The organism is Lysinibacillus xylanilyticus (assembly GCF_001708185.1).
GTDB lineage: Bacteria > Bacillota > Bacilli > Bacillales_A > Planococcaceae > Lysinibacillus > Lysinibacillus xylanilyticus_A.
The window spans coordinates 103681-123140 of record NZ_MDDN01000004.1; the positions used below are offsets into that span (position 1 = coordinate 103681).

Sequence of the window (19460 nt, forward strand, 5' to 3'; positions counted from 1 at the left end):
CTCAATCTTTTTCTCTTGCTCTCTGTGTATCTCTTATATTCTTTTGAACCGTTATAGCTGCAAATAAACTAAGAACAAATGCCATACCATAAAATCCTTTTTCGCTTAAAACAATACTCCCTGCATTGTATAAACCGATGGCAATTAATGAAATAGATACAATTAGTGCGAACCAACTAATACCATAATAAATACTCGTAACTGGTATTCCCTCATCTTTATCTCTAACTGCTTTTTGTAAAGATATCGCCGAATAGAGTCCGAATACTAAAACTGCAAAGTAAAATCCTTTTTCGTTCAATAGCATATTTGCATTAAACAAACCTATAAGATAAGACGAAACACCTACTAATAACGCTGCCCACGATGCCCCTTTGAAGGCTTGAGTCGGTTCTCCCTCTTTTCTTTCTTCTTTCACTTTTAATTCATTTCGTTTTCCTTTATCTAACAAAACTTCATTTTCATTGGTCATTCAATCTTCCGCCTCCATCTTTTCATCTAATAAAAATGGGGCACTAGAGACACTGTAGTGCACCTACATCTATTATATAGAAATCACTTGCAAATAATATATAACTTTATTATTATTTTCCATTCAGGATTTCTAGACTCATGACTTGCTACACTATCCTGTCATTAAGTTGAACAAAAAGTCTTGAGGTCATTAAAGACACAAGACTTTTCCCTTAATAATTGGTTTCCTCCTTTTATATGAAAATGTGTTCCGATCAACGCTAGAAATCGGTTACCCGTTAGCCATCGTTTAATCATTTTCTGCCTGAGTTACTCAACAATCACGCCCGATTATAAAAACGCCTCTAAGCGTTTCGATAATTTGCTAACATAATTTCATCATAATATTTATCTAATTGAGGCAAACCCAACTCTTCTGCGATCATAAGCTCAACCTGCCTGTCATAATCTACTCTAATAAATTGAATGGCATTGTTTGAATGTGTTCCATCTAAGATTGCATATGAAGCTGAAGTTAAGTCAAGTGAATTCCCGACACTGCCAACGTTACAAAGAATACCCTTTTTATATGTCTGTAAAAAAGTTGTATGTATGTCGCCGTAGAATACAATATCAGGAAGTTTATTGTAATGGAGTGAATTTGTTATTTCACTATTCTCAAACATCGATAAACGCTTTTCAATTGAATGTCTAACCGAGATACGTTCAAATTCACTTCTTGGAGAAGCATGGAAAAATCTAATTAATTGTCCGTTTTATTCAAGATCAATATTGAATGGTAACAAACTTAGATACTGATAATCTTTTTCTGTTAATCTATCTTTGAACCACTGTATAAATTCATTATCAGTAGGTGATTGAATAAATACGTCCCAGTTACCTCGAACTACTCTTTCGCAGTTCTTTTGGATGAGTTCTATACATTCAGATCCTCGGGGACCTTTGCCGATTAAATCTCCTAAACAAAAAATTCTTTCAATCTTTCTTAATCGAATGTCTTTTAAAACTGCTTCTAATGCCGTTTTATTCCCGTGGATATCAGAAATAATTGCAATTTTCGTCACAAAGCTTCCCCTCATAAATTCCATCTATTCCCTATAGTTGTTTCTCCATGTTATTCGACAAAATGCCTTTTAATCCCTTTAAAAACTAGATGGACCGAAAAAAAGACGTACATATTTCTGAAGTGCGTCTTTAACATAATGAAAAAGCACAGAACCCCCTTTAATGTACTTTGTCATTTTTCGCACTTATACCCTTACAAAAAAGTCGTTTTAAAAAGTAAAGTTGTTTAAAGAATGCGAGTGATTCTATTCAATAAGCGGGCTATGATGCAATCTCTCATAAATGACACCGTGAAACTGCATTCTAAAAATAAACAATGTACCATAATATTAGTGCAATCTATCATCAAACATTAATTGTATTTGAATACCAAACGGGTCTTCAATTATTCCGTATGCTTTGCTAAAAAGATTAGTAGCTAACGGAACAATAATTCTTACTCTCTTATCTGCTGTCAGACTTCTATAAAAATGTTTGATTTCTTCTAAGTCCGGTCATTAGAAATTTATAAATCGGAGGAGAGTATTGACTTTGAAGTTGAGATTTCAGCACAGGCAAAGGATATTTTTTATAAAGAACATTACCCTTCTATGAAATTAGAAATTGGTAGTAAAACAGTCGTGAAGGGATTTTATAATCCTCGAGAAGAGGAATTTATTGCTAATTACTTTCTGAAATACGGTCATGTTCTAACAGTGAAGCCTGATTCATTAAAGCATGTTATCCAAGATGCCATACAAAACCTTTTCAATCACTATCAAAAATTATAAATCAGCTTGCGGGTCACAATATAAAAAGTTTGCCCTCACGTTGCTAAAAAAACTCTAGAAGACAGAAAAGGAGCCATACAAAAGATAAATGGACCCGCAAACTCCGGCACACCAATAGAAACAGCAAACATTTGCTGAAAGAAGTTAAAAACCTCCAAAAAGAGACTGGGATAAAACAGGTTAAAACCTTAAAAAGCGCGAGAAATCAATGTTAGAACGTTGATCTCTCGCGCTTTTCTGATGTGAAATTTCCCAATCTTGCTTTAAAAATAAACTCTTTGATATCAAACACTCTTCTTGAACTGCCCAGCAAATTGCAACAGTTAATTAGATTCTCCATTTGCATCTTTGGAGTAATTATACTGAGAAGGATCAACTGGAGTATAACCTGTTGGCGTATAGAATCTCAATAAGTCACCATTCACGACTTTATCAGATAATTCCAATTTGTGATCGACTTCATCTTTAATAGTTTTCGCAAACTCTAATTGACTATCATCTAGTAGTAAACCTGTTTTATTATCATAATATTTCCCATTAACCGAATAAATAGTTGGACTGACAAAACCGCCATTTCTAAATGGTACAACTTCATCATGCTCTTTTGATAATAAGTCGGAACCGAATTGAACAAATTTTTGTGTATCTACTCCTAGTAAATGTAAAACAGTTGGAAGAAGGTCTGTTTGGCCACCATAAGTATGGTTGGTTTCACCTTGCATTCCTGGAACATGTATTAATAATGGTACGCGTTGTAAATTAGCACTTTCAAATGGTGTAATTTCTTTTCCAATGACTTGTTCCATCGCATCATTATGATTATCTGAAATACCGTAATGGTCACCATAAAGAACGATCATCGAGTTATCATATAATCCTGATTCTTTTAATTGATTGAACATCTGTTCGATTGCTTCATCTGCATAACGTGCTGTTTGGAAATAACTATCTACACTTACATCTCCAGTAGCCGCTTTATCAATTGTTACTAAATCTTGATTCATTTGATATGGGAAGTGGTTCCCTACCGTAATAAATTTCGTATAAAAAGGTTGTGGTAACGAACTTAAAAGACTTTCAGATTGTTCAAAGAATGGTTTATCTAACAAACCATATTCAGCCATGTTTTCTGAAGAACTCGTATCATAATAACTAGCATCAAAGAAGTAATCGAAACCAAATGATTTATAAATCTCATTTCGATTCCAGAAGCTTCCGTTATTACCATGGAATACGGCTGATGTATAACCATAATCTTTTAAAATACTTGGAGCCGCTTGGTACGTATTTTGTGCTTTTGTAATATAAGCAGATCCTTGTGGTAACCCAAACAAAGAATTTTCCAACATAAATTCTGCATCGGAAGTTTTACCTTGACCTGTTTGATGGAAGAAATTATCAAAATACATTGTATTCTTATCTTTTGCTAATGAATTTAAAAATGGTGTAACTTCTTCACCGTTTAATTTATAGTCGATCATAAAGTTTTGGAATGATTCTAAATGTAAATAGATGACGTTCATTCCTTTTGCTGCACCAAAATATTCTGCATTAGGTTTGGCGTAATTAGATTTTGTATAGTTTATCACTTCTGTAACATCACTACTATCCGCCAAAGCTCTCTGTGAAGATGCTTTTATCGTTTCTACTGAATCATAAATCGTATAGTTATAAATACCTAGATATTTCACAATATAGTTTCTATCAAAACCTCGAGATAATAGTTGCGGGCGATCAGCTTCAGCTAGTCCTAAATTTAGGAATGATACTACTAATGCACACGCAATGATTGTCATTGCTTTTTTATATCCAAAACGATTGGTTTCTTTTTGTATTTTTTTTGAGAATCGTAGGTAAAACATTACAAATACATCCACAAAGAACAAGATATCATAAGGCTTTATCAAAGAAAGAACACTACTACCTAAATCTCCAAAGTTCTGCGATTGGAAAACTGTAGGTAATGTAATGAAATCACTAAAAAATCGGTAATAAACTACATTTGAATATAAAAGAATAGACATCAGCGTGTAAACTACAACTAGTGATGTATATTTTCTCTTCCCTCTAAATAAAAAGGAAATTCCTAGGAATAGCAATGCTGAACCTAGTGGATTTATTAGTAAAAGGAATTGTTGAAGGAATCCTTCTACTCCTAGGTCAAATTGTGTTGTTTGAGTGAGGTATGTTTTAATCCATAACATTAAAACAGCTAATAAATAGACCCCTAAAAAATTGTTTAATAGGCTATCTTTTTTACTTAATAAATTTTTCATTTTTTCCCTACCTTTTACTTACTTAAATTTAAATCTAGATATATATTAACTAAGATTATAAGTATATATTGCATTAAAAAAATGTTATTTCACAGTAGCTTTTTCGCAGCTATTGTATACTACTCCCCCATATAGACTTCTGTCAAGTTGTTAAATATAATTGAAGGCAGTTAGCACATTTCTTCCTATTATTGTAAACCCCTTTCATAAAACCCCACGCATATGTTAGTTTTATACCTAACATTTACTTACGGGTCACTTTAGGCCGAGTGATCTTTAATATAGTTTTCAACAATAGCAATTTTAAAACACAATTTTAGTTTTAACAATTAAATTTAGTGACATGAAACTTATAATTTTGTAAGGTTTTAATTTCAGAATATTTTATTCAAATATAGTAATTTGGTTTCGTGTTAGTTTATTAAAAAGTCAATAAACGGTTAATATAGCACAACCTAAATATCTTATGACAAAAGCATATTTTGTCCCAGCCACTTCTTTAATAATAAATATAAATTTCTGAATATATAATGGAGTCCTCCTTGTTTGATGATGGTTCAAATGGTCGTTGACACTCATGCGTCATACAAGAGGGCTTCTTTTCTATCAAGACCTCGAACATCCTTCAAATAGGAATGCTGCTCCGTTAGTTCAATAAAGAAAAAAAGAGCTGCATATGCAACTCAAAGTTCTTCAAGTAAAGCCTCTGTTACTCCAATAAGTACCCCTGAATATAAAAAAGCAAATATCGTAACAATAATACACGAATAAACTCATTCCTAAATAGAATATTGTAAAGAAATTACTGTATTTTTATTTTGAATGCATTCGTTTGAAACCATAATATTTCTCATTGGAATATTGTTAACTTGAGTCATCCCTAAATAAGACATAGCTTTAAATTCATTTTTCAATCTGTATAATCCTATTGAATGTAAGCTCTTTCCCAACCCTGTCCCCAGAAAATTAGGATGCATGCCTATCCAAAAAATGCGTCCTTCATTATCTGTATTTGGTTCTATATGAGGAAAAACTACACCAACAGGTTCATCGTTAACTATATATACTGTAAACATTTCATTCACTTGTGACGGAAGTTCGGTCTTCATTCCAGCTAAAAACTTCTCTGCATCATTAAAACTTGTACCCATCACTTCAGATAAAAATAAGATAGAGTTATTCTCAGAAAATGACCATACTTCATAATCTGGTATTGCAACATTTAATGGTGTCGTTAAAGATCTTATATATATAACCCTTTCACCAATAACTTCCATTTTAGCCTTGGTACAATTTAAGCTATCTAAAAGAATTTTAGGACACTCAAACCTAACTTTTTTCAGTCTACTACTTTGTAATTTATCTAGAAGCTCATTTATAAGCACATCTATTTCAGAAGCAAGATGAAGTTTATTCTCTAAAATTTCTAACATAATTACACGATCACTTTTTATGTAATGTACGCCAACCCTTTGTAAATGTTGAAGCAGTTTATCCACGAATTTTCACCTCTTTTTATTTATAAAATTCTTCTCTTTTCATCAATTTCCTTCTTCCACTATCTTGAGCCGTTAAATCAATAAAGCCCGGAAAACTTTACTGTTCGTAAAATTTCCGGGCTTTTTACTATATTTTATTGAAGTATTGTCCCAGCAATTTCTTTTCAACCATAAACCATCCGCTATTTCGAACTGTCATGTTATTAACAGTAAGAGCTGGCTCCTTATATACATGCCGAATAACAGGGAGTATCCTGCTTGTTAGAGTACATCTCTGAGGTTGTTTCTAAAATACTAACTATGTAATTTTTGCGAAATTTAAGATAGTTATTCTTCATTTACTTTCTAAGATAATCTCCTCTTCATTATCATTCCTACTAATTGTGAAAACTGGTTTGTCCTTTTCGGTTAATACTCCTTTAAATTTTGCGGAATCAGAGCTTGTATATAGTCCATTTTCATCTAATTCAATAATACTTTGTCCCCATTTACCAAGTTTCGTTTGTACTGCAAATTCGAATTCTCCAATATTGCTTACATCTGAACCCCGATATTCCAATTCTATAGAACGTCGCACTTCTTCTTTACCTATATTATTGAGTGTATATTCAACTTTCCAATTTTAATTTTCCCCTTCATAAGTGATCTTTTCATCACATCCACTTTGTCCAAATAGAAAATAACTCCCAATGCCTAAAATTCCTACTAAAATTTTTTCATTTATTCAATCCCCCACTCTCACGAAAATCACATAGAAATCATAGAGTAACAATCACAGGCTAAATAAGAAAAAAAGCTTACTTTTGAAGACTGCATCCTTATGTTTCCTGTGAGGATATCCATTTATTAATCATAAAACCCTAAAATCTTTCATACTTTCTCCAAGAATATAGTGTGAAAACCACATCAAATTCTGCTTCATAATAGCCACATTAATTCCTGGCTGGTCAGAACTATATGCCATTCCTTTAAATATAATTAATTCTGTATCAACTTCCATATCCCTTAATCCTTGATATAGCTCATATGCATTTGGAGTTGGGACTCTTATATCCTTTTCGCCATGTTGGATTAGAGTAGGCGTACAGGCTGATTTAATATATGTCATTGGTGATGTTTTGTTATAGATCTCTGGATCATTCCATGGATCATCTCCTAGATACATCCTAATAAAGTAAGGTATATCTGTATTTACGTAATGGGTACTCCAATTAGTAATTCCACCCCCAACTGAAATAGCTTTAAATCTACTACTAAATGTAGAACAGAAAGCTGATATATATCCCCCGTTGCTCCATCCCATAACCCCTACTCTATCTTGATCTGCAATCCCTTTTTCAACTAGTTTATCCACTCCAGATATAACATCATCGTAGTTAGCAATTCCCAGTTTTCTATAGTTTGCTTTTAAGAATTCATTACCATAACCCGAACTTCCCCTGTAGTTTGGTTCTAAAACGATAAAACCTTTTTCGATAAACTGTTCAATAGGATATTTCTCATTAAAACAGTCTGAAAATATTGGAAAAGATGCCCAAGCTGGACCACCATGGATTACTACTAATAAGGGATATTTTTTATTTGCGTCAAAGTCGACTGGGGTTGATAAAACGCCCTCTATTTCAAGACCATCACTACTTTGCCATGAGATTATTTCCCTGGTACTTTTAAGCTTTCCTTTGAAAAAGCTATTTTCATTCGTTATTTTTTTATCGTCTAAATAGATTTCAAAGGATTCATTTGTTATTGCCTTATTAAAGGCTAAATGATTTCCGTTCCTTGTTATAGAAGCATCCATTATAAAACCATTTTCTTTATCGCTTAATATTTCTACAGTGCCATTCTCAGATAACAATCCAATAAGATAATTCGTTTTATTCTGCCATCTAATTAATATTCCTTTAGCTGTCCACTGTAATGGAATAACCGTACTATCAAAATCTGTTAAAGGTTGAATTAGCTCCCCATTATTAATATCATATATTTCTAGCGTACTGTCTTGAATATGGGTCTTATAGTAATCCTTCTCCCTTATGCTTGCTGAGTAACATATTTTGCTGCCTTCAGGAGAAAAGCAAACACTCCCTCCCAACAACTTATCAATATACAACTTTTTCAGCTCTCTAGCTTCAATATCTAGTATGTATAGATCTCCATTAATAGTATCTCCCATATTTGGGCTTGGTGTAGCAATTAATACAATCTTTTTCCCACAATTTGAAATATCAAATTCATGGACATGAAAATCCTTACCATCAGTTAGTTGATCAACAACGCTATTTTCGTGTTCATCTTTATCATTTTGTATCATTTTTTCTATTTCAATGTAATATAAACAATTATTCTGGTATTCCTTACCTATATGATGGAAATCTCCATATAGTTCCTTACGTTTCTTTATCGTCTCAGATTCTTTTGACTGTGCAACATAATAAAAACCCTTGCCAGTAGGCGCCCATTTGAATTTACTGACCCCTTCTTTCTCATCAGTAATTTGAACCCCACTATTACCACCTATGCACTTAACAAAGATCTGATTTTTCTTATTATCCCCATCACCAACTGGGCTAAGGTATGCAATACTTCTAGAATCCGGAGACCATAATGGGTATGTACTATCTATATCCATAGTTGTTAATGGGTAACACTGCCCCTTTTCTTTTTCATATATCCACACATCATTCCTATATTTATTGTCTTTCCAGTTAGCTGTCTTCTTGACAAATGCTACGTTTTTTCCATCATCACTTATGTTTGGATCTGATAAGGTTGGTAATGAAATAATCTCTTCTATACTTAGATATGTTTTTTCATTCATTTTCATTAATACCCCCCCTCGTTAACTCTCTTCCAATAAAGTTAGCAGGTACAGGGCTTAGTTCTAATTCTCTTGCCCAAACAGAAAGTTGACCTATGTGGTGAATTTCGTGAGCAATAATATGATGTAATATATCATTAAAAGTGTATTTATCTTCATCCCAAGAAACACTAACTAGTTTTTCATTTAAACCTTCCACATTTGTTTTTAAAAATTCAGCTATTTCATTTCGTGAATTATCTGAAAGTGATTTAACCTTTTCAAGTGTATTATAATCAGCAAACTGAAATACTACATCTTCTTTGCCTTGAATACCACGAATCCAACTATATTCCACATCAATTATGTGAAAAAGTGTAAATAATATATTTCCCACTCGACCCCTACGGTCTTTTAACAACTCTTTAATTGTCAGTTGATTGCACCAGTCAAACCATTCATCTCTAACCTGCCAGTTGTATTCAAAGAATTTAATCATTGTAAGCACTCCAATCTAGCTTATTACATTATATTTCGATGTAAATGCAGCCATTTCCTTCTTCATACAGATAGGTAAGTATTCGGTATTATCGCGACTTTTCACCGCATACGGCATTCCAACTAACCCAATTTATTCTTTCTATGTCTAAGCAGACGAGTGCTTTTCTTTCATCATTAGATTATTTAGCAGGAGTAGGGTTACAGGAATGATTGAGAAAGCATAACAAAAGGACTTGCAGATTTGAGTAATATTCATAGTCAAGCCCCTAGATTAAGCCATTTGTGGGGCAATAGGAGCGATTGAGGAAGCATAACAAAAAAGACTTGCGTATATGAAGATTAATCATAAACACAAGTCCTACCCTTATTAAATTATAGCACCCCTTACTCTAAGTACATTTCTTTCCAATCTGCTAATATTACAAAAGATTAGTTTTATGGTAGTTAAAAAATATTTTCGAGTTCGGGGACTGTTTTTGTTGCTAAGTCTAATTCCCTTTAATATTGTGCCAAGCACCATTCTTTAGTTTCTTGGTCGGCAAAGGATGCTTCTACACTATTTAAATAAATTTGGCGATAATCTTCTTCGCTTAAATTAAATTCATTGTTAACTAAATGGATTTCTTTTGCCATTGTAGTATCTGATACTGTTCTGTTATCTGTATTAAATGTCACTTTTATTCCATCTTTATGAAACTTATAAATCGGATGTTCAGAATAATGATGAACAGCTTTCGTTTGAACATTACTTGTTGGACACATTTCAAGCACTACCTGTCTTTCTTTCACAATCTTATAAGCCTCGGCGCAATCTTTAATAAATACTCCGTGTCCTATTCTTTCTGCACCCAACAGTTCAACAGCCTCTAGAACGTTTTTACCAATTCCCGTTTCACCTGCATGAATAGTGACTCTGTAGCCATATTCTTTGGCTAATGCGATTGGATCTACAAATTTTTCACAAAAGCCTTCTTCTTCAGATGCACATAGATCAATTGCCACCACACCTTTTCCAAGGAACTTTTTCCCCTTTTCAACCACTTCAAATGCGCTTTCTACAGACATCGTCCTCATGCAAGACAGGATTATATTTCCCTTTATTTCGTAACAGCTTTCAGCGTCCCTCATCCCCTCTATAACCGATTGAATAACTTCTTCAACACCAAGACCTTGTAATGTGTGCAGTAACGGGGCAAATCTGACTTCTAAATATTTCACATTTTCTCTTGTTGCATTCTCAAATAGCTCGAAAGTAATTCTTCTTAAGTTCTCCTTGGACTGCATGACCATATTAGGAAGAGAAAATCTTTTTAAATACTCATCAAGGGATTCACATTCTAACGGAGCAATCAACTCCTTTTGCAGTTCATCCTTATCAAAAGAAGGTAACTGAATACCTTCCTTCTGTGCAATATCGATAATAGTTTCAGCTCTAAGGCTTCCGTCCAAATGACAGTGAAGTTCAATTTTTGGCAATGTTAAAAAGTTCATTTTTGATCTCCTGAAATAAATTTTTTGATTAAAACACAAAAAAATTCCTGACTACAAAGAAAATACAAGTTTTGTACTTGTACTTTCTTCGTAATCAGGAATTTCGGTTCCTGGTAGAGACCCCCAAACCATATTATTGGGGTTATACGGAATTTTATTGAATTCATTAATGTTTTTTTACATGATAATAAAAAAATTTCGGATTGTCAACATGGTCCCTAACTCCGATAAATCATTTGTGGTAATCAGTCTATCGGAATATCACAAACAAAAATGGTAGGGATTCCGGTATTTGATAGCATATCTGATATTCACCATATATGTTTTTAACTAATTTAGCAGCAATTGCGGCAAGGTATTCACTCCCCCCAACATAAATAGTGTCCGCTTCCTGAGAGGTTCTTTCTTGAACAAACTGAAATAGACATACTTGGAATCGGAAGCTTGCAATGCAGAGTCGTTAAATTAGGAGAACCTGATCTGTTAAGGTTCACCGTTATTTCGAGGGTTCGTCCTAATAATGCGAATCTACAACGCTAAGAAATATACGTGATTTTATGCAAAAGGAAGAACAAGTCTATCGAGTGAAAATATTGGTATATCTGTGATTTACACTATTTGTATAAATGTTGTATAAACAGTTTTCAAAAGAAATACCGAGAAACACTGATTTAACAGCATTTCTCGGGATTTAATGTGCATCCAAACTTTCATTTGGGAACGTTATTTTGAATAGGTATGTATTATTTACTAATCAAAATTCCTTTTTCACGAGTCTCTAAAAACGCCTTAATTACTAAGTAATCTGGGGGACTAATTCGAGAAGGTAAGTCTGTTAAATCGAAAAATCGTATATCTATTGCTTCGCTTTCATCGAATTTTAAAGAGCCATTATAATTTTTACAAATAAATGCAGTGACTACGTTATAAACTTCATCACCATTAGGATATTTATAATAAAAATCTTTACCTGAAAATGTTTTTAATAAATCTAAACTTATTGGAATTAATCCAGTTTCTTCTACCATTTCTCTTTCTGCAACTTCTTCCAAACTTTCTCCTAATTCCATAGACCCACCAGCAAGTCCCCAACATTGATTGTCTTTTCTATGTTGTAAAAGTAATTGATTTTTTTCATTCAGTATTAAAACACAAGCACCAACCATGATAATGGGAGCTGTACCAATCTTCTTTCGTAAATCCATTATATAATTCATTAAAATCACCTACTGTTAGTTTAATAAATCTTACGTTTTGGGATTCTTAAGGTTCCCAAAGCGTCCTTTTCTATGAGATTCTATTTATATGTTATCGCCATTCAGAACAAGTGGATCGAACAGTCTTCTTTAAAATTGAAGTACCAACAAACCACACACAAAAATACTAATGTTAATAAACCCGTCCATAAAGCACGAATAAATTTTTCCTTGTTGTCTAATTCCCAAAAGAGAAATTTCATAGTACCACCAACCTTTTAGTAAATTTTATTTCCATAGTGTATGTTCATCTTAACTTTGTTCAACTCTTTATCAATTTTGGAAATTAACATATGTAACTCTTCATTTTCTGAAGCCGTAAAGGTTTTACCTCTTTGTTTGCTTAAAATTACAGTTTGATTAATCAGCCTCAAACAAGATTTAATCAATGCCAAATCAACATTTATTGCTTCTTTGCTTGTGTCTAATCCATACATTTATACCACCTCTTATCATAAATTATATGACAGCAGCATTTACTTTTCTACCAAATAATAGGAATGTTTAACTAAATGAAAAAATGCACTAGCGTCAGACTACAATGAGACCTATAGAATAAGTACTTGAAAAAGGTCATCTTATAGGGTTATTTTTTAGTTGATAGTAAACAAGTTACCAAACCCTCGTTTGGTAACTTTCATTCCAGTTAAAACAGTCCAATCCCGTTCCCAAAATCGTATTTGTGTACTTTTCTATCCTTGACATTGTAAATCCGCATAAATCTGACGGAAAGTCACCGTAAATGACACTATTTTCCGTAAAATCTCTAATAGTTAAATAAGCATTACACGTTGAATTTCGATCACCGTAAACTTCGATAGGTTTTGTCATTTCAAAAACAAAGGACGTCAAAAGAAATTCTTTAATATTATGTTTTGTGCTTTCATTACTATAACTATCTACAAATAAAAACCAAGCAAGGTACTCGTCTGATTTAATGCGGTAGTGTTCTATCCTTTTTTCATTTGCATACGTTTTATAGGCTCTCCAAGCTTCTGTTACAAGTTACATTATTAGATGTCAATTTAGTGCCTATAATACCGTCAATTTTCGTCTTCACAACAAGCCCCAAACAAGCTACATTAACCTTTAACAGAGCAAAAAAATAAGAAAGTAACAAAGAGTCGTACTTTCTTTTCAAGTTAACATTACTTATTTGATTTCCTCAGCCAACTCCAAAATAATTCCTTCTGGACCACGAACGTAGCATAATTTATAACTTTCTTCATATTGCTGTATCTCGCTAAAGATTTCCGTATCCTTCTTTTTCAATTTAGCAACAACAGCTTCAATATCTTCAACAGTAAATGCAATATGTCGGATACCCAGTGTATTTGCAAAGGGTTGCTGAATATCTTTTTCATCTGCCGGAGTATAAAATTTGATTAGCTCTATCCATGTCTGACCGTCTGTCGTTCCCAAACCTACACACGCTACTTTAACGTCATTAAGCCCAGCTGCATATCCCATTAAATCTCCTTCCATTTCCCATTCCCCTTTCACCTCAAGTCCAAAATCGAGAAAAAACTCTTTAGCTGCAGAGAGATCATTTACGATTACACCCACATGATCTATTCTTTGGATCTTCAAATTTCATACCTCCATTGTTTTTGTTTTTTTGCAATATCCTGTATTCAAATTCTAGTATTAACTAAATCTGTTTGTTTGTATTAACAGCTACATAAAACAGAAAACTCGATAATTATCTAGGCCTCTTTATTTCTCATGTCGCAGTGATATGGAATCTTCCTTGTGTAGTTTTAATTTCAAAGTAATATTTTTCATTATTAGCGTGATTTGTGATCTCCTTATTCCACAAAACGCTATGTTATATCAGTTAATCTTTGTCATTTCCCCGATGCTTTTTGTTCTGCGCTATTAATCTCACCGCTTCCTTAATCCCAGTTATTTATCTTTTTATTCTAAAATATAAATGTCCTTCTTCAACTAAACGGCTTCTGCTTTATTTGGTAAATGGCCCCAAATCATTCTCCCTAATCCTTTACCGATATAATTAGGATCTATAAACAATGCATATAATTTCCGTTCACTAATTGTAAAGCTATAAAAAGCTACTATCTTGTTATCACTCTCCATTAAATAAACGGGATTTTCTTCTATGTATTCTTTAGTTACAGTCAAATCATCTTTACATTGTTGTAGAAAATCTTCTGTATATCCCCAGTAGGCTTTTGATTTATAGGCTAAGTTTGTTAGAAAATTGCAATCTTTTATTTTTGCTCTCCTAATTAACATTATAATTCCCCCTGAACTAATTTTTCCACACCACTTCACTTGGAAAATTTAATTTAAAGTTCCACAATATAGGCTCATCACCAAAAGTTGTGGATGACATTTGTTAAGACGTATGCTTTGTATATTAGTTGATTGGAGTGGAGACTGGGCGACTCCTTGGGGATTAGCGCTAGAGGAACGAAGGCTAAGAGCATCACGTCCTGTGATAACGCCTTCGTGACCTACATCGTGTAGACCCGAGACCCTGGAGCGAGCAACGCGAGTGAAGCGGCTCATCGGACGCCCCCAGGAAAGCGCCCAGTCGGAACGGAAATCAACCACACGTTATGGTGATGATCCACAATATAACTATACCTCGATACTTAAAGCTAAAAAGTTGATCTTGCCATTGCTGCTGTTTCTGGTGAAGGAAAAACGAAGAGGACCCGAGAGTAATAGTGGGTATCATGCAGTCGTTGATGAGTTTACGCCTACACAAAAAATAAAATGGGGATTATATATTCCCAATTGTGAAGGATAAGATAATTGAATTTGTCATAGAAGGTTTATTAAAAGAATAGAATTAGTGAGTTATCGAAATTCGATTACATACTTGGTGAAAAAAAATAATATAGAGATAAAAATATGTAGATACAAGTATTAAAGTGTGTTATTTTAAATGGTAATAATAGTTAAAGGAGGAGTTTACTGTGAGCAAACGAATGTTAGCAAAGGGCAAATTTTTCAAGGGGAAAACGCATAGCTAGCCCTCTAAACTGCGAACCCCCCTACTATTGAGAGGGGTATTATTTTGAGCCAATCATCAACAGAGTTTTTCATTCGTAACTTCAAACATGGGGATATGCCTTTACTTGGTGAGTTGTACCAATCAGTAACAGCAAAAGACAACGCGACATTTTGGTGGGTCGGGGACGAAGATAATTGGAGTAACGTTTATTGCGCATTTGAAGATGGGAAAATGGTCGCTAAGGGGCAAGTTAGCATCATTAACGTTGTTCCTCCTGGTCGTTCAAAAGAGAACAATCACTCTATATATATTAATCTGAAAACCATTTCTGAAAGAGAACAGGACATTACTCTGCTCGACAAAGTCTATCAATATCTTTTCACAAGAGCAAAGCAATTAAAGGTAACTTTACCTCAAGAATATGGAACAATACTTTGTGTTGGTAACGATTCGAAAGAAACAGCAAACAATCAGTTTTTTATCCAAAAAGGATATCTCCCTCTGAATAGTTTGTATAGCATGAATAGAGATTTGACTGAACCGATTCTTGAGTTAAAACTTCAGGAGGAGTTGCAATTCTCACACTGGAGCATGGAGACATCTAGCGAGGAAAGAGATTACCTTGATATTGAAGCTGAAATTTGGCCAGACGCTCCACTTGGTCTTAATAGGTTATCTGAATACAAAAATAACAAGTTATGGACATCCATGGTCATACGTCAAATAGACACTATTGTCGGCGGACTAATGACATGGCAGGAAGAAGACTATGGTGTAATTGAGGACGTTTTTGTCCGTGAACCATGGAGAAAGCGTGGGATTGCAAAGTTTACGCTTACACAGGCTTTGAAATATCTTCAATCTCATAAGCTACAAAAAGCTACTCTCATGGTACTAACGACAAATAAATCAGCCTTATCTCTATACGAATCAGTTGGATTTTATACGGATAAAGAAGAAATAAGATACTTCACAAAACTCAATTAGGTAACAAAAAGAGGGGTGGACTGCCCCTCTTTACTATTTCCCTCAATACATTACCGATTTAATTATCCATCCGAGCCAACAGTGAATAATACATGTATGTATAAACAGCATCTGGCTAGTGTTCGTAAGGAGCATCATTGCTGTCCACTTAATATTATTACCACTATCATTTCCACCTATCATCAAGAACGTTTGTTTGTGTATATTATTGAACTAACGTTCTGTTTATAAAAAATTGACCAGTATCACAAAATAATGTGAATATCTAGTCATAGTTATTCGTTATAACGTACGTTGTACAACAGAAATTAATAAGCTCAATGCCTCTTCATCTGTCATAAGCCTAATTTTTCGCTATGGTCAACCTTTATAACCCCTTTTTGAAATGTCGTTTTTAATAATGATTTTAAATCCTCTTTTGCGGTTGAAGTTAATGAGTTTGCCATATTAGTTTCCTCCTTTGGTTGTGCTGGTGTATATTGTTTTAAAGATTTCCCTAAATACTTTGCTAGTTCAGATGCTATCGCAAAGCATATTTTTTCGAAGTCGCGTCTATAAACAACTTTCCTGAAGTCTATCAGCAATTATATCAACACTGAGTTTGGAATCTTAGCGTGTTCAAATAAAATTTCAGCTGCAAATGGGGATGTTTTCTTATTAACCCAAGAGGACTGAGCCATTTAGAATACGTGAGCATTGAAAAGCTTGCCTTTTTTAATGTGATGTACTAGGTCGAGTGACGGTTGATAGTTTAAATATCCGCCAAGAAGCTAACGCTACTTCTGCAGTAGTAAGTAAGCTAAAAAAGGGCGAATATGTTCAAGTAAAAAGTGTTAAAAGAAGCAAGAAACCCTACATACTTAACTCTGTAGGGTTTCTTGTTCATGAATTATATCAACATGACAAGTAAGTAAACCTTCATGAATTGTAACTTCAAGTTGTGTATTTGTAGAAATCCAACCCATAGTATGGGAATGTCCAATAATGTTGAATATTATTTTCGCGAATTATAACAAAGTCTAAAAAACAATCAGGTTGAGTACCAGTGAAAAATCAATAGCATTCTTCATTATTTTCCCCTGCTTCAAGAATTAGAACAGACGTTATTTATCATTTTTCAATGTTTTAGCCATAACAGCACCAGCAGGTCCGGTTTCGACAATAATATAATCAAATTGTTGGTGATAAGAACTTGACTCACTCATCGCCATGATACTTTTTACAGTCACAATGTTTGAGTTCTTGGTCGCAGCACTGGGTAAATGAATCGTCCCGGCATACGCCTGGAATAGGGATGCATGGATCAAAATCATGATTTTGAAGTACTTGGTAAGGGCGCATCATATCATGATCCTCATGTTCAATGATATGACAATGCCATACATAAGTTCCGGTAAACGGCCCAAAACGTGCAATGATACGGGTAACTTCTCCAGGGTTTGCACGTACGGTATCTTTCCAACCCATTTCATTCAGATCCGGTTTCTTTGCTTTCCCTACTTTAATTATATTCCCATTTTCATCCACGGTAATTGGTGCTCTATTGAGAATCTGAAATTGAACTAGATGCAAATGTATTGGATGGGTATCGGGGGTTAAATTATAAAGTTCCCAAATTTCTATTGTTCCATTATATGGTGTTTCTGTAATAGGATCGACCCACATCTTGTTATTGAGTTCAAACAACGGTCGGCCATATTCATCAGTAGTTTCAACTAAAAAGTTTTTTCTTACATATATAGCATCTTTAGGTTCGAGTTTTTCTAAGCAACTTAATCTTTCAGGTACTGTACTTGTATCCGGCTTGGAAGATTTTTGTTTAACTTTAAATTCCATAATTTGCGAAAGATCTGGAGAAGGAGGAACTCCATCAGGAAAAGGTGCCGGAGCATCATTTGTCAGTATGATATTTTGCCCTCTATGTTTTGAAAAATCAATGATTACATCTGCTCGTTCTGCCGGAGCCAGTATGATTTCAGAAACCAGTACAGGTTTTTCTAATAATCCGCCATCCGTACCGATTTGAACGAAATCTTGACCAGAACTCAATCGCATACGGTAAAAGCGGGCATTAGAACCATTGAGGATTCGAAATCGGTATTTTCTCGGTTCAACTCTAAGGTAGGGCCATATTTTTCCATTTACTAAAATTGTATCTCCAACAAAACTCGGAACAATCGATGGATTCGGAAGATCAGGATCTATTGGAGGTGGTGGTTGTGGTGCAGGTGGTGGTTTTTGTCCGGGCTGAGAAGGATAGAACAGTTGACCGTCATCATAGAAGGAACGATCCTGGATAACTAATGGAATTTCAAATTCACCTTTGGGCAGATTTAGTTTTTCTTCTTCTTTGTCTCGAATAAGGTAAAACCCTGCTAACCCGGCATAAACATTTAATCGAGTGATTCCAAGGGCATGGTCGTGATACCAGAGAGTTGTCGGACGCTGACAATTCGGATAGTAGTAAACTTCATGCACGAATTTGCTGCCAAAGTTTTCAAAGTTTTTGGTAAACCATGCTTCTGGATATCCATCATTTTCAGGGCGAACACGTCCCCCATGCAAGTGAACTACCGTTCTCACAGGAGGTTGACTAGGTTCAGCACCGTGAATAGTAGTATCTACTGGCAGAAGGTGTGTAAAAGGTAGTTTATTTTCCCACTTCACAAGAATTGGAAGGTCCCTGAGAACATCAAATGTCGGCCCAGGATACATACCATTATATCCCCAAACTGTTGTCGGTGGTAAGGCCCGATGTAGCTTTTGTTTTATCTGCTGCATCAACACCTCATAGTAAGGGATTCCATCATGTATTCCAGCTGGTTTAATAGTAGGTGGAATCGGTAATGCATCAATAAACTTTTTTAATTTCAAATTAATTCCCTCCTTAATCAATAATTTATCCCATAGTCATTGTTAGTCATAGAATCAACATGACTTACTTTATTAAATGTATAAGCAGATAAAAATGTTTAGGTAAAGGAGGAAGGACAACATAAAATCTCAGAATTTTTCTACTAAGACGCCGTTAGTTGCGTTAAAGGTATTTATTTTTATTGAGATAAATGTTTGTAATCAAATATTTCAATTTTGAAACCGAGAGTACATTTATCCATATCACCTGTTAGCCATCTATGTAGCGCAAAAAGCAGCACCTCATCACAGAAAGATAATTAAATTCTTTCATGGGAGTTGAATAAGAACATTGACACATTAAACAATCGCAACCGATTCTTGAACAGTGTAAAACCGTTGATTTCCGTTCCAGACGGACACGTTCCGGAGGGCGTGCTGTGAACCAACCCGTTTGCTTCGCTTTCGTTGTTTGTTTCACCTGTCCCCTCGCCCTCCCATAGTCGCC

Annotated in this window: 15 protein-coding genes, 3 pseudogenes and 1 riboswitch; of the genes and pseudogenes, 3 read left to right on the forward strand and 15 right to left on the reverse strand. The window is 34.3% G+C overall.

Translation table 11 applies throughout. From position 1 onward, the window contains the following. Position 1 precedes the first annotated feature (1 nt). The 3 genes and pseudogenes from yiaA to BFJ97_RS25160 form a co-directional block, all read right to left on the reverse strand. Complete coding sequence (gene yiaA / locus BFJ97_RS10425) at positions 2-472, reverse strand: inner membrane protein YiaA (RefSeq protein ID WP_068984589.1); 471 nt, start codon at positions 470-472, stop codon at positions 2-4. A gap of 346 nt (positions 473-818) precedes the next feature. Beyond that, positions 819-1538: pseudogene (locus BFJ97_RS10430) on the reverse strand (metallophosphoesterase family protein). 330 nt (positions 1539-1868) lie between these two features. Then, positions 1869-2030, reverse strand: a pseudogene (locus BFJ97_RS25160) (VOC family protein); the annotation flags it as partial. 99 nt (positions 2031-2129) lie between these two features. Here BFJ97_RS25160 and BFJ97_RS25165 point away from each other — a divergent pair. Further along, entirely contained in the window at positions 2130-2309 is a 180-nt protein-coding gene (locus BFJ97_RS25165) for a hypothetical protein (protein WP_068984590.1), read from the forward strand. Positions 2310-2632: 323 nt separating this feature from the next. Here the strand turns inward: BFJ97_RS25165 and BFJ97_RS10440 are convergent, their stop codons facing one another. The 11 genes and pseudogenes from BFJ97_RS10440 to BFJ97_RS10485 form a co-directional block, all read right to left on the reverse strand. After that, positions 2633-4585 (reverse strand): LTA synthase family protein, encoded by a 1953-nt coding sequence (locus BFJ97_RS10440; protein ID WP_068984591.1) that lies wholly within the window; start codon positions 4583-4585, stop codon positions 2633-2635. A 779-nt stretch (positions 4586-5364) separates the two neighbouring features. After that, on the reverse strand, positions 5365-6084 hold the full coding sequence (locus tag BFJ97_RS10445) for a GNAT family N-acetyltransferase (RefSeq protein WP_068984592.1): 720 nt from the start codon (positions 6082-6084) through the stop codon (positions 5365-5367). 334 nt (positions 6085-6418) lie between these two features. Continuing rightward, on the reverse strand, positions 6419-6661 hold the full coding sequence (locus BFJ97_RS10450; protein ID WP_068984593.1) for a hypothetical protein: 243 nt from the start codon (positions 6659-6661) through the stop codon (positions 6419-6421). A 273-nt stretch (positions 6662-6934) separates the two neighbouring features. Beyond that, positions 6935-8908, reverse strand: a complete 1974-nt coding sequence (locus tag BFJ97_RS10455) for a S9 family peptidase (RefSeq protein WP_068984594.1) — start codon at positions 8906-8908, stop codon at positions 6935-6937. Then, complete coding sequence (locus BFJ97_RS10460; protein WP_068984595.1) at positions 8895-9380, reverse strand: DinB family protein; 486 nt, start codon at positions 9378-9380, stop codon at positions 8895-8897. Before BFJ97_RS10460 ends, BFJ97_RS10455 begins: the two co-directional genes overlap by 14 nt. Before the next feature lie 500 nt (positions 9381-9880). Then, complete coding sequence (gene add, locus BFJ97_RS10465; protein ID WP_068984596.1) at positions 9881-10873, reverse strand: adenosine deaminase; 993 nt, start codon at positions 10871-10873, stop codon at positions 9881-9883. Between the two features lie 71 nt (positions 10874-10944). Then, a riboswitch (purine riboswitch) is annotated at positions 10945-11043 on the reverse strand. A 573-nt stretch (positions 11044-11616) separates the two neighbouring features. Continuing rightward, positions 11617-12090 (reverse strand): NUDIX hydrolase, encoded by a 474-nt coding sequence (locus tag BFJ97_RS10470; RefSeq protein WP_068984597.1) that lies wholly within the window; start codon positions 12088-12090, stop codon positions 11617-11619. Between the two features lie 257 nt (positions 12091-12347). Continuing rightward, complete coding sequence (locus tag BFJ97_RS10475) at positions 12348-12566, reverse strand: phosphoglycerate mutase (RefSeq protein ID WP_068984598.1); 219 nt, start codon at positions 12564-12566, stop codon at positions 12348-12350. A gap of 365 nt (positions 12567-12931) precedes the next feature. Beyond that, positions 12932-13210, reverse strand: a pseudogene (locus tag BFJ97_RS23615) (IS1595 family transposase); the annotation flags it as partial. Positions 13211-13281: 71 nt separating this feature from the next. Then, a complete protein-coding gene (locus BFJ97_RS10480) occupies positions 13282-13719 on the reverse strand; it encodes a VOC family protein (RefSeq protein ID WP_068984599.1) in 438 nt (145 codons plus the stop codon). Positions 13720-14076: 357 nt separating this feature from the next. Further along, entirely contained in the window at positions 14077-14385 is a 309-nt protein-coding gene (locus BFJ97_RS10485; protein ID WP_068984600.1) for a GNAT family N-acetyltransferase, read from the reverse strand. A gap of 262 nt (positions 14386-14647) precedes the next feature. On the opposite strand from BFJ97_RS10485, the gene BFJ97_RS10490 reads away from it, so the two are divergent. Further along, positions 14648-14905, forward strand: coding sequence for a hypothetical protein (locus BFJ97_RS10490; RefSeq protein ID WP_068984601.1), 258 nt, complete (start codon positions 14648-14650; stop codon positions 14903-14905). A gap of 270 nt (positions 14906-15175) precedes the next feature. Then, positions 15176-16099 carry a GNAT family N-acetyltransferase gene (locus tag BFJ97_RS10495; RefSeq protein ID WP_223556419.1) on the forward strand — a complete coding sequence of 308 codons (924 nt, stop codon included), beginning with the start codon at positions 15176-15178 and terminating at the stop codon, positions 16097-16099. Between the two features lie 1197 nt (positions 16100-17296). Here the strand turns inward: BFJ97_RS10495 and BFJ97_RS10500 are convergent. Continuing rightward, on the reverse strand, positions 17297-18973 hold the full coding sequence (locus BFJ97_RS10500) for a multicopper oxidase family protein (RefSeq protein WP_068984603.1): 1677 nt from the start codon (positions 18971-18973) through the stop codon (positions 17297-17299). Between the last annotated feature and the right edge of the window lie 487 nt (positions 18974-19460).